This is a genomic window from Mycobacterium sp. PDNC021 (assembly GCF_048282635.1).
Classification (GTDB): domain Bacteria; phylum Actinomycetota; class Actinomycetes; order Mycobacteriales; family Mycobacteriaceae; genus Mycobacterium; species Mycobacterium llatzerense.
The window spans coordinates 234075-251508 of record NZ_CP182502.1 but is presented as its reverse complement, the minus strand read 5'-3'; the positions used below and the strand labels follow the sequence as shown (position 1 = coordinate 251508).

12 protein-coding genes are annotated in these 17434 nt (G+C 69.2%); 1 reads left to right on the top strand and 11 read right to left on the bottom strand.

Annotated elements, in window-relative coordinates:
* Positions 1-145 precede the first annotated feature (145 nt).
* Positions 146-994, top strand: a complete 849-nt coding sequence (locus ACNO8X_RS01250; RefSeq protein WP_081936485.1) for a glycoside hydrolase family 16 protein — start codon at positions 146-148, stop codon at positions 992-994.
* 47 nt (positions 995-1041) lie between these two features.
* Here the strand turns inward: ACNO8X_RS01250 and ACNO8X_RS01245 are convergent, their stop codons facing one another.
* From ACNO8X_RS01245 to ACNO8X_RS01195, 11 genes are all read right to left on the bottom strand, one after another.
* Positions 1042-1893 carry an MT-A70 family methyltransferase gene (locus ACNO8X_RS01245; protein WP_418003815.1) on the bottom strand — a complete coding sequence of 284 codons (852 nt, stop codon included), beginning with the start codon at positions 1891-1893 and terminating at the stop codon, positions 1042-1044.
* Between the two features lie 79 nt (positions 1894-1972).
* The gene (locus tag ACNO8X_RS01240; protein WP_418003814.1) at positions 1973-2725 is read right to left on the bottom strand and encodes a BglII/BstYI family type II restriction endonuclease; all 753 of its coding nucleotides are present in this window, start codon (positions 2723-2725) and stop codon (positions 1973-1975) included.
* A 9-nt stretch (positions 2726-2734) separates the two neighbouring features.
* Positions 2735-3544: an immunity 49 family protein gene (locus tag ACNO8X_RS01235; RefSeq protein ID WP_418003813.1), complete on the bottom strand. Its 810-nt coding sequence runs from the start codon at positions 3542-3544 to the stop codon at positions 2735-2737.
* Between the two features lie 9 nt (positions 3545-3553).
* A complete protein-coding gene (locus ACNO8X_RS01230) occupies positions 3554-7072 on the bottom strand; it encodes an eCIS core domain-containing protein (protein ID WP_418003812.1) in 3519 nt (1172 codons plus the stop codon).
* The gene (locus tag ACNO8X_RS01225; protein WP_418003811.1) at positions 7069-9219 is read right to left on the bottom strand and encodes an AAA family ATPase; all 2151 of its coding nucleotides are present in this window, start codon (positions 9217-9219) and stop codon (positions 7069-7071) included. Before ACNO8X_RS01225 ends, ACNO8X_RS01230 begins: the two co-directional genes overlap by 4 nt.
* Positions 9216-10817, bottom strand: coding sequence for a hypothetical protein (locus ACNO8X_RS01220; protein ID WP_418003810.1), 1602 nt, complete (start codon positions 10815-10817; stop codon positions 9216-9218). The genes ACNO8X_RS01225 and ACNO8X_RS01220 overlap by 4 nt, the downstream gene beginning before the upstream one ends.
* Positions 10818-10850: 33 nt before the next feature.
* Positions 10851-11081 carry a hypothetical protein gene (locus ACNO8X_RS01215; protein ID WP_418003809.1) on the bottom strand — a complete coding sequence of 77 codons (231 nt, stop codon included), beginning with the start codon at positions 11079-11081 and terminating at the stop codon, positions 10851-10853.
* 43 nt (positions 11082-11124) lie between these two features.
* Complete coding sequence (locus ACNO8X_RS01210; protein ID WP_418003808.1) at positions 11125-12951, bottom strand: hypothetical protein; 1827 nt, start codon at positions 12949-12951, stop codon at positions 11125-11127.
* A 10-nt stretch (positions 12952-12961) separates the two neighbouring features.
* Entirely contained in the window at positions 12962-13294 is a 333-nt protein-coding gene (locus tag ACNO8X_RS01205) for a hypothetical protein (protein ID WP_418003807.1), read from the bottom strand.
* Positions 13291-14844: a hypothetical protein gene (locus tag ACNO8X_RS01200; RefSeq protein ID WP_418003806.1), complete on the bottom strand. Its 1554-nt coding sequence runs from the start codon at positions 14842-14844 to the stop codon at positions 13291-13293. The genes ACNO8X_RS01205 and ACNO8X_RS01200 overlap by 4 nt, the downstream gene beginning before the upstream one ends.
* An 18-nt stretch (positions 14845-14862) precedes the next feature.
* Complete coding sequence (locus ACNO8X_RS01195) at positions 14863-17397, bottom strand: YncE family protein (protein ID WP_418003805.1); 2535 nt, start codon at positions 17395-17397, stop codon at positions 14863-14865.
* Between the last annotated feature and the right edge of the window lie 37 nt (positions 17398-17434).

The following is a 17434-nucleotide window of genomic DNA, read 5'->3' as shown; positions in this document are numbered from 1 at the left end:
ATATTTCACGTGAACCATGTTTTGCTGATGGCGTGCTGGGGCACGCCCGAAGACGATGAGAATGCCGCTCTGACAGGTGATTTCAAGCGTGTCGCAAGTTGCGTCAAGTCTGCCTGAGCGGCTTGTATATTCCACTGTGCCGGAAATGGATCGTCGTAACTTGATGCGCGCGTCGGGGCTGGGCCTGTTGGCCGCCGCCGCGATGCCGTCCCCCGCCGCTCTGGCGGATCCCCAACCGGGCAGCTCGCCCACGCCGCCGCTGGCCCCGCCGCCGGCCGCGCAAACGCCTTCCTACATCTTCCACGACGAGTTCGACGGCCCGGCTGGTTCGCGGCCCGACCCAGGCAAGTGGAACATCTCCCCGCAGCGCGAGACCATCAAGAACCCGGTGTTCTGGGACCGCCCGGAGAACATGGGCCAGTACCGCGACGACCGGGAGCACGTCTTCCTGGACGGCAAGGGCAACCTGGTCATCCGCGCCACGCGCGACGCCAACGGTAGGTACACGAGCGGCAAGGTCTTCGGCACCTTCTGGGGTGGCATCAACACCACCTGGGAAGCTCGGATCAAGTTCAACTGTCTGACCAACGGTTGCTGGCCGGCCTGGTGGCTGTCCAACGACCACCCCGTCGTCGGTGGCGAGATCGACCTGGCCGAGTGGTACGGCAACGGCGAATGGCCGTCGGGCACCACCGTGCACGCGCGGTCGGACGGCACGTCGTTCGATACCCACCCGCACCCGATCGACGGCGGCTGGCACACCTGGCGCGTCACCTGGAACGACGCCGGTATGTCGTTCTGGCAGGACTACGCCGAGGGCATGCAGCCGTACTTCTTCGTGCCCGCGAACTCGCTGGACGACTGGCCGTTCAACTTGCCCGGCTACTCGGTGTTCCCGGTGCTGAACCTGGCTGTGTCCGGTTCCGGTGGCGGCGACCCCAAGGGCGGCAGCTACCCGGCCGAGATGCTCGTCGACTACGTGCGGGTCTGGTAGACCGCCGACAACTGTCAATGGGCCCCGCTTCGGCGGGGCCCATTCTTTTATCGAGGCCCGCGACCGCGGAACGTGGTGCCGGCCCGCTCGAGCAGTCCGCGCACGCGGGTGATGCCGTAGCCGGTCTCCTCGGCGAGCTGGCGGATGCTCTCGCCGTTCTCGTAGCGGATTCGCAGTTCCTTGCCGATGCGTTCGGACGTCGTCGGGTCCAGCCGAACGTGCTTGGTCACGGGTGGCACGTCGATGGCGCCGCCGGCGTAGCCCCTGTGCACCTGGCCGCGCGGCGTGACGTCGTCGGCGGACTCGTCGCCCCAGGCGGTCCAGCCCGGCTGCGGGTGCCGGGCGAACAGTTCCAGGTACGGGCCGGGGGAGCAGGCCTCGATGAAGCCGTACTGCTCGTCGGGCTTGCGGGAGTGCTCGCGCTTGCGGGTCTCGATCATGTTGACCTGGCTGCGGGCGTGCGGCAGCGTGCGCATGCTGCCGCGCACGCCGAACAGGATGATCTCGGTGACGTTCCGGAAGTAGAAGCCGACGCCGCGGCCGTCGGGCCCGCCGTCCTTGCGCCGCTTGGCCCAGATGACGTTGGAGACGTAGCGGTAGCCCCAGGCTTCCATGACGCGCAGGCCTTCGGGCAGCAGTGCGTTGGGCACCCACAGGTACAGGTGCGAGTCGCGGGCCGCGACCGTGGAGACCGGGATGTCGCAGATGGCGTCGAGATCGAGAGTGGAGTAGCGGTCCAGGCGCCGGTGCTCCGGGGCGACCTTGCCGGTGCGGTTGGTGAAACGCCAAGGGGGGTCGGCCAATACGGTCTTCCAGCCGCCGTCGACGGTGGGCAGCGGCGGCGGCGCGGCGATATCGCGCAGGGGAGCGGCCTGTTCCTGGTCGCTGCGTTTCGCCACGTTGACACTCCTACCTTCGAATTAGATCTTTTCGAACGGAGAAGATCTTCACGAAATCGTAGGCGATGACACCGACAGGTCAGGCCTCCCAGAGGCCAGCGAGTCCGGATTCGTCGGATGTGGTGTCTGCGGCGTCCGGGTCTGGGGTGTGCTCAACCCAGGTGCGGGCGCAGATCGCGACCGCCAGCAGCGGGCAGCCGCCACTGTCGCCACGTTGCATCCGCGGCCGCAGTTTCTCGGTGTTGGTGGTGGTCGTGGTGGCCAGAATCCGGCGGGCGCGCTCGTCGTCCATGCCGGCCTCGATGCCCAGCCGGTAGCCCAGGGTGCGCAGGTCGGTCTGGGTGCGGGTGATGATCACGGCGACGTCGATCAGCGCCGCGTCGTACAGCGCGCGGTAGGCGCTGAGATCGCGATCGAGGTTGCCGTCCTTGGCATTCCACTCCACATCGAGTGCCAGCCGGTCGACGAAGTTGTCCACCTTATAGCCCTCGTTGAACACCTCGGTCTCGTCGAGGGTGGGGTGCGCTTCGCCCGCGGGCTTGTGCGGCATCTTGCGCAACTCGAGGCGGATGCGCGTGTCGACGCGTGCTTCACGCCAGCCCTTGTCGCGGAACGCGGTGTTGAGCCGGGCCGCCAACTCGGTCTCCTGGCCACCGGGTTGGACCAGATCGTCGGTACGGAGCTGGAATTCGTGCAGGGCGGCGAGGAGCTCGTCGAACCGCTGCGGGTTGGTGGCGGCCAGGATGGCGGCGGCGTTGCGGGTCTCGATGAACTCATACCGGTCGCGGATGTGCGGCGGCAGCACGCGGGTGTACGAGTCCGTCAGATCCACGGGGCGAAGCTACCAGGCAGGGGCGTAGTCCGATTCGGTCTCGACCGGCATGCCCGCCGCCGACGCGAGCGCGGCGAGCGCCATCGGGCCGAGCGCCAGGAACCCATCGGGATTCCTCTTACGGTCGGCCTTGGACCAGTACTTCTTGTGCCGCTGCAGGGCGAACTCGAAAGATGTTCGAAAAGACGCATTTTCGTGCAGACCGAGGTAGAACAGCAGCTGCATCTCCGGCACTAGGATGTTGAGGACGAACTCCTCGTCGATGAGTGCCACCGCTTCCGGGTCGGTCGCCTCGACCGCCGCTTGTACGCTGTCACCCCAGGTCGGGGCCTGACTCTGATAGCCCTGCAGCGCTTCGACGAAGCGGTACTGACATTCGTCGGTCGCGGTGTCGGAGGCCCGCAGCAATTCGATCGGTGTCGCGGCCAGGGTGTCGATCGCGGCGTCATCGCCGACGAGATGCGCCATCCACCATCCGATGCGCCAGGTGCCCGGGTACGTCGCACCCGTCGGTCCGGTGGCCGCATGCCGCATCGGCCGGCCGTCAAGAGTGAATTCGATTTCACCACTGCCGGTTCCGAGCGCGAAGATGGCGTTTGCGGCCTCGGCACCGATCCGCAACGCGCGACCGACCTCGGCGCGCGGCGCGTTCGCCGCCGCGAGATATCCGGCGTGGCCGCGGGCCGCTTCGAGCACCGTCGGCAGTGCTCCTGGGCGCTCGACAAGGGTGGTCAGGCTTCGAGCGAGCGTCTTTTCGAAGCGCTCGACGCCTTCGTCGACCAGCTCCGGGTCCACGGCGTGACGGGCGATCGATGTCATGGCTGCATCCTAGGGCGGTGTGAGGACGAACTGGCTGACCTGGATGTCCTTGATCACGGCTTTCCCGGCCTTTTCCCCGATCGGCGCGCGCACCAGGACGTAGTCGACCTTGCCTTCGTCGATCGCGATCAGCAGCTCCGCGCCAAGGTCGCGAATCTTCTTCGTCGGACCGTTGACGGACATGTTCTTGGCGATGCTCTTGGCGTATTCGATGGTGCCCTGCTCGGCACGCGCGCCTTCGCCGATGGACCGGGAGCCCAAGCCGCTGGACCCGCCCTTGCCTTCGACCAGCTGGAAGCGCTCGCCCGTCTTCCACACCTGATCGAAATCGCCTGAGGTGGAATGGCCCTTGTCCAGGGGGTAGAGCTTGGCGGCTCCCTGCTTCTCTCGCATGATGCCCTCGGCGGCCTGCTCGCCCATCTGTCGGCTCTGCTCGTTGATCTGGGCGTAGATTTTGCCGAGCTCGTCGTTCTGTGCCTTGGTCAAGGGCCGTGGCAGCTCCTCGAGCACATCGCGTCGGGCCATGAACTTGCCGCGCTGTGCAAAGGCGTTCTCCACGGCGTGCCGTTGTGCCTCAGGCAGTTTGGCCACCGACGTCGGACTCTCGGTACCCCACTGGGCGCGGTGGAACTTGCCGGCTTCGCCGATGTCGTCGAACAGTTTGGTCTCGGGGTTGAACCGCTTCGGCGGCTGCCCCTGGTAGTGCAGCGTGCCGTGTTCGTCGAGCATGAAGCGGTAGCCGGGCTCGGCCTCGACGTCCATGCCGTACCGGAACTTCGCCTCGTCGGAGCCGGTCCAGTACTTCGGGTGGTGGTCCAGTTCCGCGGCGACCGAACCCCGTCTACGCACCATGTCGGCGAACTTGGCGGGGTCGTGGTCCGGTATCTTCCAGGCGCCGGGCTGGATGGTGGTGCGCATCTCGTTCTCGAGATTGGCTGCGCGCTTGGCGAGTTCGCCGCGTGCGACTACACCCTCCTTGCCCTTGGGTATCTTTGCGGCATCTGCCTCGATCTCGTCGAGTCTGGCCAGCCACTTCTTCTCCGATGCCGCTTCGCTGTGCAGCAGGTCCTTGTAGCGCTCGCGCATGGTGGTGCACGGGGAGGAACAGCTCCACAACGTGCCGCCCTCGGAGACCTTGACCAGACGTCCCGTTTCGGTCTCGGCGACCCCTGCGGCGACACGCGTCTCGGTCTCAGCCATCGCCTCGCCGGCACGAGCGAGCGCGCCGGCTTCCTCAGCGGTTTCGCCGACCTCCATAGCGACCGCGCCCATGCGGACGTCGCGCCCGACGGTCCGGGCCAGCGCGGGGCCGCCGACGGTCGTGGCCGCCCGCTCCAGGTTCTGCGCCGCTTGCTCGATTGCCTCTGCGTCCCTGGCCAATTGGGCTGCGCGCGCGGCCCTCGCGGCCGGAGCGAGCGCGCGGAACACGGACAGGGCGGCCCCGGCCGCGGCACCGACGTCGAACCCCGCGCCGATGATGTCGACCGCCAGCCAGAACAGGGACGGCTCCTCCGATGACAGTGCCAGGGCACCGAAGTCGGTGCCGTGCAACATCTGTGCGCGCTCGTATTCCTTGAAATGCGTGTACGCCTGGTAGCCGGAGATCGCGGCGGCCGGGATCAACGTCAGTCCTGCGGTGAACGGCGCCGCCAGCACCAGCACCAGCTGCAGCAGCCCGATCAGGATGCTGGTCCAGATGCCAGGCGCCTCGTCCTTCACCTTGTCGTCGACCAGGCGGCCCCACATGGTGCCGGCCGCGGCACCGGTGGCCGAGCGGGTGCCCTCGATGATCCGGGGTACGCGCCAGATCTTGGTTTCCTCGCCGTTGTGATTGTTGATGTCGTCGCGCACCTCGCCGATGTGCTCCAGCCGCGTCTTGATCTCCTCGCCCATGAGGTTCGTCGCGGCCGGGCTCTGCCCGTTGGCCAGCTGCTGCAGCGTCGCGAGCTTGCCCTCGTCGATTTCCTCGTCCGACGCGTACGCGGCCAGGATGGGGAACTCGGCGGATTTCTGCATCCGGAACACGTCGAGGTCGCGCTTGGCCGGTTGCCACACCGCCCGTAGTTCGGAGAGCTTCTGCAGCTGCGGATCCCAGCCGGCGACCCGCTGGTGCACGAGTTCGCCCCAGGCGCCCATGTTCTCGTCCCGGCCGAAGTCCTTCATCGCCTTGTCCGCCGCGTCGAATTTCTTCTTACGGGCCAGCAGCCCGGTGGCAGCTTCGGCGAGTGCTCGCGAACCGGGGCTGTCCTGCATCGAGTACTCCGTGACCGACGCCTGATATGCCACCGGCCCATCTCGACCTTGCCGATATCGTGTGCGCTGCACCGTTTTCCAGTCGATGCCGTACCGGGTCATCTCTCCGTTGACCCGGTCCTCGCTTTCCTTGAGCATCCCGAGAACTACCTGGTGGGACTGTTTTTCGAAGTCGGCCAGCCAGATCTTGTTGGTGCGGAACAGCTCCTCCAGTGATTCGTTGACGGCGACATAGATCTGTGCGTCGTTCGACAACGGCTCGGTGGGGCACTCCTTCAGGAGCTTGGCCGTCTCCAGCGTGGCCTTGTCGGACTCGGGTACCCGTTTACCCACATGCTCGCTCAACCGATCCCGGAAATCTCTGGCACCATCTTCGCCGTGCGTGGCGATGTACTGGCGCATGACGGGCATGACGTATTCGGTGTTGGTGCCCAGCAGTACGCCTTCGAAGATCATGGTCTCGCCCTGTGGCGCGACTTCTGCTTTCTGCGACGGTGCCTCCGGGACCTTCGAGGCGGGGTCGGCCGGTAGTGGCGGCGGGGCCGGCACCACGGTGTCGCCGACAGGATCTCGCGAAATATGCTGTGCGGTATCACTGTTGGATTGCTGCAGCACGTGGGTCAACTCGTGGGCGAGCAGGCGGCGCCCGGTTGCGGAGTCCGGGGCGAACTGGCCCGGGGCGAAGGCGATGTCGGAGCCCAAGGTGAAGGCGCGCGCACTGATCGATCGGGCCGCGCGGCCCGCGTCGGCGTCGGTGTGCACCCGCACATTGCTCAGGTCGGCGCCGAAATGCGGTTCGAAGAACGACCGGACCGGCGGGGCGAGTTCGGTGCCGCCGCCCCGTAGGCCGGAGACCGCCGGGGCGGACGCGACCCCGGCCCCCGGCAGCGCCTTGCGCTGAATCTTCTTCTCCTGCGCGCATTTCGGACAACTCGACCCTGATGTCGCGCACGACGCACAGGGCGCCGGCGAAGAACTGTTCGAGGACATGATGTGGTCGGCGACGCGATCGGCCTCGCGTTCGTCGGCGTCGCCTGGCCGGCTCATCGTCAACTTGGCCTGCACGCCAGGGGCGCGGCGGCCCACGTCGACCGGGCAGACGGGCGAACCTGAAGCGCAATCACCCAGCAGCGCATGGGCATTGGTGTTACCGATGCGGCTGAACGCAGCGCGCAGCCGCTGGGACGCCGTCGCCGGTTTCGGCGCCGCGGCGGTGTGGGCCGTGGGCGCCTTGTCACGGGCCGCCGCGGTCACCGGGCTGTGCGCGTGGGTCATGACCCGCCCAGCAGCTCGAGAATGTCGCCGAAGCGGTCACCGAATTCGGTGCGGCTGGGGTGCCGGCCCAGCTTCTGGTATTCGCGGGCGACAGCCACCATCACCTCGGGCTGACCGATCGGTGTGCCCGCGGCGGCGGCCAGCAGCCGGGCGTGCACCGCGCAGTTGCGGATGTTGCCGCCGGCCAGCTCGAAGCGCTGGGCCAGTGTCGGCACCTCGACATCGTCGGTCACCGCGGCGCCCCGCAACATCACCTCCCACAACCGCGCGCGCAGTGCCGCGTCGGGGAACGCGAATTCGACGACCTGGTGCACCCGCCGGGTGAATGCGTCATCGAGGTTGCCGCTGAGGTTGGTGGCCAGGATGGCCACCCCGTCGTAGGCCTCCATCTGCTGCAGCAGGTAGGCGACCTCGATGTTGGCGTAGCGGTCGTGGGCGTCGCTCACTTCGGAGCGCTTGCCGAACAGCGCGTCGGCCTCGTCGAAGAACAGGATGGCGTTGGAGGATCGGGCGGCCGAAAAGACTTGGCGGAGTTGCTTTTCGGTTTCGCCGATGTACTTGTTGACCACTGTGGCCAGGTCGATCGCGTACAGATCCAGGCCGAGTTCGGCGGCCAGCACCGAGGCGGCGAGCGTCTTGCCGGTGCCGCTGGGTCCGGCGAACAGGAACGACAACCCCCGCGACCGCAGGGCCACCGAGTGGGTGTCTGCCAGTAGGTGCCGGGACCGGACCACGGTGGCCAGTTCGCGCAGCTGCCGCCCGGTGGCCGGGGAGACGACGAGGTCGTCCCAGCCCACGTCAGCATCGAGCCGCCGGGCCAGTCCGCCCAGCCCGTGCGCCAATTGTTGTCGCGCGGCCATGGTGAGCGATCCCGGCACGACGGTGGTGCGCGCGGCATGTGCGACGGCACGCTGTATCTGGCCCGGCGACAGTGCGAACAGGGCCGCCACCGCGTCGAGTTCCGCCGGATCGGGACTGAGCCGCGCCCTGGACAGAGCGGCTGCCCACCGATCGCGCCGCGCGGTGAACGGTTCGATGTCGACGGTGTGCCGCTCGGCGATGACGCCGTCCAGCAGGACACCGTCGGGCCAGCCGGCACCGCAGACCACGATGACCGGCGTCGGTGGCGCCGCGAGCAGTCGGGTGATCTCGTCCCGCACGGCTGCCGCGCGGTGCTCCTGGCCGGGGCTGGGCAGCAGCGCCTGCCCGTCGGTGATCACCACGGTCGCCTCGCGCAGTGCGGCCTCGCGGGCCAGCAAGCGGACGGCCTCGGCGATATCGCCGTCGCCGAGTGTCAACCCGGCCAACCGGATGTGCAGCGAACAGCGCCCATCCCCTGTGGACAGCGCTGCGGCCGCATCGGCGGCAGCCCGCCCGTCGAGCAGCACCACGCGGCCGGTCAGCTCGCGCAGAGTCGGGCCGACGCAGTCGCCGAGCGCGGCGTCGGCTGTGGCGACGGCGACCCAGCCGGCCAGACGCGCATCGACTGATCCGGTGCGGTCGACCAGTTCGTCGAGGACGCGGTCGTCGACGGCGAGGGTGCGGGACAGGAACGGGCCGTCACCGTCGATCCGGATCAGACCGTGGCGGACGAGCGGCGCGCCTCGGTCGAAGCGACGGCCGGCGTTCCAGCGGCCGCCGAGGTCACCGCCGAGCACCCGCAGTGCCAACCCGATGGATGCCCGCCGCCGGCCGATGTCGTCGTGGAGGTACGCGTACAGCGTTTCGAAGCGGTCGTCGAGGTCGGGTGCCGCGGCGAGCAGCAGCACCACCAGGTCGTCGGCGTCCAGGGCAAACCGCGAGGCCAGCCGCTGCAGGCCGGCGGCGTGACCGAACGCCCCGACGGCTCGGGCGGCCTCGTCGACGCGCACCCGCGCGGCGCGTACTTCCGCGCCGCGTTCGGGTTGGGGCCTCGTCGGGGCCGGTACCGGCTCGGTGAGCAGATGATCGACTTCGGCGTCGTCGATCGTGAAGCCCAGGAACGCTTCCGGTGACCGGTGCCGTCCCGCCCGGAAGCGTTCGACCTCCTCGGCGAGGACCAGCCGCAGCCAGTCGAGCTCGGCCGCCAGCCGGGCGCGGGCCAGCGCGACGCCGACCTCCGCGGCCGGTGGCGTGCTGCCGTTCCCGGCGATGACCGGCCGCGTCACGGGTCATCCCGACAGAAGCGCAGTGCACCACCGGGTAGCCAGGGCGCGGCCACCACGCGGTCCTCCCAGCCCGCCATCTGGAGTGCCACCCGTAGCGGGACGTCCGGCAGCGACGCGGCGCTGGCCGCAGGTTCGAAGCGGAAGCGGCCCGCGCCGACGAGCAGGTTCACCGCGATGTAGGGCGCGGAACTCGCCGAGAACCCCGGCAGCCGGCGACCCAGGTCCCGCACCGCGAGCAGCGCGAGTACCTGCACCACCGCGGCGACGTCGGAGTCGGGGAGCAGGTCGCCGATGTCCAGGTGGGCCGTCTCCATCGGCGCGGGCTCGGCCGGCGGGCGCGGTGACGCCCGCAGCTGGTTCTGCAGCGCGGTGCAGACCGCTGCGGGCAGCAACCCTTCGACGACGTCGGCGCCGTACGCGCCGCCGGGATCGCCGGCCAGTCGCGCCAGCACCGGATCGAAGCGGGCGCGCGGACGGTGCTCGCGGCCCAGCGCGGACAGCAGTGCCCACCAGCGCAGCCGGCCCGCCAACGGCGGGGCAGCGGCGGGCGGGACGCCCTGTTCGCAGAGGGCGCGTTCCAGATCGATCACACCGAGCCCGGCCAGCAACAGCGCGCACCCGGCGAACCCTGACATCAGTGGCCCGGAGCCTGCGGCGGGCTCATCGGTGCTGTGCTGTTCGATCCGCTCGAATTGTGCGACGACATCGGGAATCAGCTTGTACAGCAAGGCAATTCGCTGCTCGCGGTCTGGGGTGCGCGGAGCGTTGTCGGTCGCTTCGGTAGCGTCGAGCAATTCCAGCTCGGCCAGCTCGGGACCCCACGCCGCCACCTCGCCGATGGCCCGTCGCACGTCGCCGTCGGCCGGCCTGACAGCACCCGGGCCTGGCGCATGCAGCGATGCCAGCAGCCACAGCGCGAGATGATCGGGCGAGGCGGCGAATTGGCATCCCGACCGCAGCGCGCGCACCACCGCGTCCGCGCCGCCGAGCACCGCGGTCTGCAGCGGGCCCGGACCGGCTCGGCGGAGCCCGGCGGTCACCGCGATCCGGGCTGCCTCCTCGACCGACAGCATGGCGAGCAGCTGCTGCAACGGCTCGCCGGGCGCCGCCGCCAGCGTCGCCAAGGCCGGTGCGATGTCGTCGGGATGCGCCTGGCACGCCGCGGTGGCGGCACCGGCAGGACCGAGGGCACGCCAACGTGTGAACTGGGCGAACTCCCAGCGGGCGAAGGCATCGCCGGTGCCGAGGACCTGCAGAAACGCAGCCAGGTAGGCGGCCCGGGACGGGTAACGGGCGACGGTGCCGTCGTCGCGATCCAAGGCTCGCACGATGGCCGTGGCCAGACCCCTGGCCCAGAGGTCGGTGGCGGCCAGGAGGTCCGGGTCGGTGCCGCCCAGCAGGACCCGGACGCCGAGGCGGCGGATCACCACGACCCCGTCGCCGGGCGGCAAGACCGCGCTCAGTGCGTCGGCCAACCGGGCCGGGATGCGCTCGGCGACCACCCCGTCCAGCCCGCGCCGCACCGCGGCCGGGTCGGGGTGCGCCCGCGGCACCCGGTAACGGCAGTGGTGGTGGTCGAGCAGCAGCCGGTCGGTCATGGCGGCGCTCCGCGTACCCGACGGGTGGGCGGGTCAGTGCGGTGCGGGCACCGCCGTCGGCCGTGCCGGACCGAGAAGTTCGCGAAGCACCGTGATGGCCCCGTCGATCCGCTCGATGGTGGCGGCCAGTTCGTCGCGCTGGCCGTCGAGACGGGCCAGCTGACGGCAGCCGTTGGCATGCTCGGCGGACAACTCGTCGAGCCGGGCCCGCAGGGTCGCGGTCGGAATCGTCGCCTCGGGTATTTCGGACGCGAGCGTGGACATGGGGCCTCCGATGGTCGGCGGGACGGGGAAGCGGGGCTGCGGATCACGGGTAGAACACCGCGGTGTAGGAGACATCGTTGATCGAACCGTCGTCGACGATCCACCAGAAGAACATGAACTCCCAGGTCTGGGCGTCGATCTTCGTCACGGGGGTGGCGAAGACGCTCCATGAGGCGTTGACCGCGGTCGAATAGTTGTAGATGTTGGCGAGGCTGACCGTGACCTGCGGCGTCTTGGCGGCGTCGGCCAGGTTCGATTTGATCTTGAAGGTTCGCGTCCCGGTCGGCGCTTGGGTACCGACCCAACTCGCGGCGAAGTTGGCAATCGGGAAGACCCCGGGAAGCAGGTCGCTCAGCCGACCGACCTTCACGTCGATGGGCGTGAACACCGGCACCTGGTTGCCGCCGACGTACACATTGCCGCTGACATGCAGATCGCTGGTGGTGCCGCCGACCTGGCCGACCACGACGTCCTTGCCGTTGGCCCAGTTCAGGTACAGGTTGTCGACGGCGTCGCTGCCCGACGCCTTGCCGATCACGTGCCGCGACTGCACATGGCTGTCGTTGCCCCAGCCCACGACGAGCGCGTTCCGCACCCGCACGCCGAAGGCATCCGCCTGCAGCACCTGGTGATCCTTGTCGGCGGTCGTCTCGTCCAGGTAGACCCGCAGGCCGCTGGGCGCGCGGGCGTACAGGACCTGAGAACTGGCTTCCAGCCCGAGTGCCACGGTGTTGATGGCATCCCTGGCGCCGTTGAGCACGTAGGTGTCCTTGTCGGTGCGCCCGGTCGTGAGGATGTTGCGCACCAACAGGTTTCGGCCGACGATGCCGTCGCCCTGGTCGTCTATGGAGAACCGGTCGGTGTGTCCGGAGGACCGTACGACGAATCGGCTGTCGCCCTGGCTGGCATTGCCGATCTGCAGGGCCAGGGTGGCGCCCGGGTCGAGCGACGTGCCGAGCCGATTGAAGGTGATCGGCACCGTTTCGTCGCCGTTGTCCAGCGCGAACGACAGCGGTCCGCCGTCGAGCCGGACCCTGGCCTTGGCGACCAGTCGGTGGGTGACCGTGAGCCGGCCGCGGACCGTGGCATCGACGATCGGGCGCACGACGGGTTTTGTCGCATCGGTGGGATACGGCGCGACGGCGGCCAGCTCCCACGTGGCGTCGGGTGCGTAGGTGTGCGAGCCGACGTCGCCGCCGTAGATGCGGCCCTTGATTTCTTTGGCTTTGTCGATGTCGTTCGCGGCCGCGATGAATCCGTCGGTGCCGTTCCAGTGCACGTAGCCGATGGGTATCAACCACCACGAGCCGGTCAGTTCGTCGTCGTCGGGCAGAGCCTGGAACGGAACGGTCAGGATGTCGGGGTGGTCGTAGTCATTGGCCACCTCGACCATGGCCTTGCCGTCGACCTGGATGGGGTCGTGGACGCGGGAGATTTCGCCGACCTCGCCCAGCTCGACCCGCACCGTCTCGAGCGTGCGGTAGGTGACGTTCGGGTCGTCGCAGCTCTGGAATCCCGAAGTCGGTGGATTGATCAGCTCGGTGTCATACCGTAGCCAGACGCGCACCCACTTCTCCGACGGGTAGCGCTGAAACTGCGTAGGGGACAAGGGAAGTGGGTGGTACACGCCCAATTCGCGGCCGAACCCGTCGACGGCGAAGCCGGGTGAGATGTACAGGTCGACCTCCGTGGTGGAGCCGGCGCGCGGTTGCTCGACCAAATCGAGGCCGCGGAAAATGCCCCAGGCGTGCTGGGCCAGGCTGAGGCGGCGCCGCATCTCGCGGCCGTACTCGACGGTCGCGACGAAATCGTTCGGTCCCAGGTATTGGCCGTCCCAGAAGTTCGGCCGTTCTGCATCGTCGACCCACATGGTCTGCTCCTCAGCCCTGCCTCTTGACGGCCTTCTTGACCGGGCCCGCGCCCTCCAGTGCGGTGACCCGCCGGTCGAGCACCGCGACGCGGTGGTCCAGTCCACCCACGCCGGTGGGCGCCGGCTGGAATCCGGCGACCCGCCCGGCGGTGACCAGCGCGATCACCTGGTCACCCGGGTACACCCGCACCTTGGCGGAGGCCAGCGTGGCCAACGGGCCGAACGGATTGGCGTCCCGATGGTGGGCCAGCACCTCGACCTCGTGCTCGGCCAGTCCGGCGGTGACGTCGGCGATCGGTTTGCCGAGCCAGCCGATCAGCTCGACGGCCATCTCCGGGTTCATTGGTTGCCTCCTTGCACCGGGCCGGGGCGTGCCCGGTTCATGACGGTGTTGAGTAGGTCGCCGAGCATCGCTGCCATCTCGGGGGTACTGGCCGGCTGGCCGAGCAGGCCGGCGTTCAACTTGGCGCCCTCGACGCCGCCGAACAGCCGCCCGGCCGGGCGGAAGGCGTTCTCGCCGCAGCACAGCCGCTCCAGCGCGGCGCTCACGACCGGGCCCAGCGGTAGCGCCGAGAGCCACCACAGCAGGGCCGGGATGGTGATGAGCTGTTTGCGCTCGAAGTTGCAGATCTCGATGATCTGACCACCGCGCACCCGCATGCAGGCCAGGGTGATGCGGTCATCACCGGGATCGGTGGGGCACGGCGGCAGCAGCTGCAGACAGACGCAGTCCATGAACAGCGTCCACAGTGCGTTGCTGATGGTGGTCATCGACCGGTCGATCGATTCGTAGTAGGCGGCGACCTCATCGGGGGCGGCTGCAGCGCCTTCGATGTCGTGCCCGAACGTCGGGGGCGGTGCGGGCACTACGGCGCCCCGCACCGCGTCGAGCAGGTCACAGCGCGCGGTGTGATGTGCGGTCATGAACCGCAGCACGTCGGCCTGCATGGCGACCAGCGTCTGATGGTTGGCCGCGGCCGAGGCCTGCGGATCGGGCTTGCGCAGCAGCGCGGCCACATCGGAGAAGCACTGGTAGAGGTGGCCGAAGAGCGTGTCGCCCAGTACGTCGCCGTAGGTCGGCCGGTCCGAGCCGGAGTCCTGCTGGCACAGTTCGAGCACGTAGCCCTCACACCACCGGGTGGGTTCGCACTGCGGCTTCGCTGGGCCGGTCGCCACCGAGCTGGTCGCGCCCGTTCCGCAGCCGCCACCGCAGCCGACGGACGTGGCGCCGTGCGACGACTTGCCGCCGCAGTGGCAACCGCCGCCCCCGTGCCCATTCGACTTGCCTGAACTGCCGCTCGACCCGCCGCAGCTACAGCCGCCGCCGCACGTCGACGGGGGCCCGCAGCTACAGGCCTTGGTGCCGCCCTCGGTGCCCGAACGCAATGAGCTGACGGCCCGGCTGGCGGTCTCCTGGTACCGGATGGTCAGACACCAGACCCCGTCCGGATCACAGTTGGAGGAGACCGGGGCGCGCGGCGAGCAGTCCCGCGGGTTGTCGTGGGCCCGTCGGCGCAGGCAGTCGTCGATGGCGCCCAGCACGTCGAAGTCGGTGGCCTCGCACACCACGATGTCGTCGCCGCAGGGGCTGATCGCATAGCCCGGCTCGACGGTGACCCACCCCGAGCAGGTGTCGTGGCAGACCACCCGCAGTCCGCACACCACACCCCAGCCGTGCAGATAGAGATTGTGCAGCCGGTTCTTCTTGATGACGTACTCCTGCTCGGCGTTGAGGTCGTCATCGGTGAGCAGTTGTCCGGCGAAATATCTTGGGCGACAAAGGCATTCCAGCGTGTGACACACCGGGCACACCTTCGACGCCGGCGTGGTGGGCCGGCGGAAGTTGGTCACGGTGGAGCGGATGGCCCGCCCGACGGTGGTGGTCGTGAACATGGGTTGTCTCCAGTCCTGTCAGCCGTTGACGATCTCGAACCAGCTCTCGAAGGTGCCGCCTTCGACCCAGTCGCCAGACGGACAGCGCGCGGGCAGCCCGCGGGGGCCGACGCCGCCCGGGCCCAGGACCCCCGGGGCCAGGTGGTTGGCGTCCAGCACGGCCTGCGCCTTGAAGGTCGAGCCGTCGTTGCGGGTCTTGGTGATGGTGCGCTCGGCCAGCACGTAGTCGCCCTTGAGCACCACCCGGTAGCGCCCGGGTATCCACTCGTTGTTGTACGGGCGGAACCGCATGCCGGTGGCACCCTTCTGCACGGTCCCGTCGTCGGCGACGATGCCCTTCTCACAACTGGACTCGAGACGCAGCGCTTGCACCCGTCCGACGACTTCGCACCAGCATCGGGTGATCAGCGGTCCGTTGTCCTCGGGCCGACCTTGGTAGAGCACGCTCAGGCTGGACCAGTCGCGCCGCGGCAGGACCAGCGTCTCGGGCATCATCGGCTCCGAGAAGCCGACGAGCAGGCCCTCCTTGTTGATGTCGACCTGAGCCAGCACGTTGCCCTGGTCATCGAGCACTTCTCCGGGCATGGTGATTCGGCCGCCGTGCGGCCAGTTGATGGCCACCACGTGGGGCAGTTCGGAATCCAGGCCGGGGCCGGCCGGACCCGTGGACCCGGTCGGACCGGTTGGGCCCGTGGGGCCCGTTGGGCCGGTTGGCCCTGTCGGACCGGTGGGACCGGTAGGTCCGGTGGGACCCGTCGGACCGGTCGCGCCCGTGGCACCGGTCGCGCCCGTGGCACCGGTCGCGCCGCCGCCGGCCTCGTCCTGCTCCAGCAGGCACTGCACCACCTCCGCGAGCAGGCTGACGCTGGGCAACAGCCGGCGATCGGACAGGTTGTCGATCCGGGTCTCATCAAGGACGTCGCCGTGGTGGTAGGCCCCGATGGTCGCGAGCACGAGGATGTCGTGGTCGCCGCATGAGGGGCAGCCGTCCAGCGCGCGCTGCCACAGGTCGCGGCACACCCCGACGGGCGGGCCCACGACAGCGACGCCGCCGGGGTCGCCGCCGGGAGTGCTCATGGTGGCGGCCACCAGCACCCGTCCGCGGGTGTCGACCGTCACCGAGGTGGCCTTGGTGCCGACCTCGACGACGACGGCGGCGGCCGGAGCTGGTGAGGTGAGGTCGGCGACGGTGACGATCTGAACCACCGCGGTGCCGTCGGTGCGATCACCGGCCGCGGCCACATATTGGGCGTCCCGGTCGACGGCGAGCGCACCCGCAGGCACGGTGAGCGGCTCGGCGAACCGCTCCGAGGACCCGTCGGCATGCCGCACCACCAGCACGAGCACCGGGCCGGCCGCATCGTTGCCTGCGATCACCAGGTGGTCGTCGGCGCCCGGATACGTCGCAGGCAGGAGGGCGATCAGTTGGCCGCTGACACCGGCGCCCAGCGGCAGCGTGGTGGTCGGGGTGGCGGGGTTGTGTGCATCGGCGACGGTGATCGAGGCGGACCCGTCGACCAGATAGATCCGGTTGCCGTCGGATGAGATGGCGACGTCGGTGGCGCCGGCCAGGGTGGTGACGGTGACCAGGCCGCTGCCGTCGGTGGCGAACCCGCGTAGCTGTCCGTCGGCCGCGGTCAGGGCCAGGGCGCGTGCGTCGACGCCGTCGTAGACCAGGCGCAACGCGCTGCCCCCGCCGCCCACGAGGGTCACCGCGGCGACCTCCGCCAGGGCCGGGTCGGCACCGTCCAGGATGTGCACGGTCGCGTCTGCACCGGCGTCTTCGCCGACGAACACGCGGGTCCCGTCGTCGCTGACGGTCAGCGCGGTGGCCGGCGCCGTCAGAGCGGCCGAGGCGATCGCCGGCAGGTCGGGGTCGTCGTACGCCTCGATCGTCGGGGTCGCGCCGCCCCGGGTGACGAACAGCCGTCCAGTGTCGGCCACGGCCAGCAGGCCGGCGTCGGCAATCGCCAGCCGTTCGAGCACGGCGCTCGGCAGGGGCGGCGCACCGAGCGGATGAACGGGATCGTCGACTGTGACATCGATGGCGTAGCTCTCAAGCACCCGGTTGGGCTGACAACGAGTGTCGTCGCAGCCGGCGTCGTCGAACAGCACCGGGACGTCCTCGGTCGGGCACTCGACGTACCGCAGCACCAGCTGCAGCGTGTGTGCGCTGCCGTCGTCGATCTTGGCCGGGTCCTTGCCCTGCTGGACCCACCACGCCTCGAAGGCGGCGCGCACGTCGACGTATTCGGGTTCGCGCACCACGATCTCGCGCCCGCAGCAGTCGACGGCAACCCCGGGCGCCACCACGACCCAGCGGTCGCGGCACGGCGGCTGGGGGTGCGGGGTGACCTCCAGGCCGCAGACCGTGCCCCATCCGTGCAGGTACTCGTCGTGCCGGCGCAGCTTGCCGAGGAAATAGCGTTGCTCATCGGTGAAGTCGCGGGCGGCCATGAACTTGCCCGTGAAGTAGTTGTTCCGCGTGAATACCGGCAGCTCGCACTCCTGGCACAGCTCGCCGGCCCTCGCCTGTCCGCAGCCGCAGCTCATGGCTGGTCCTCCTAGTCGCTGGGGTTCTGGGATTGCA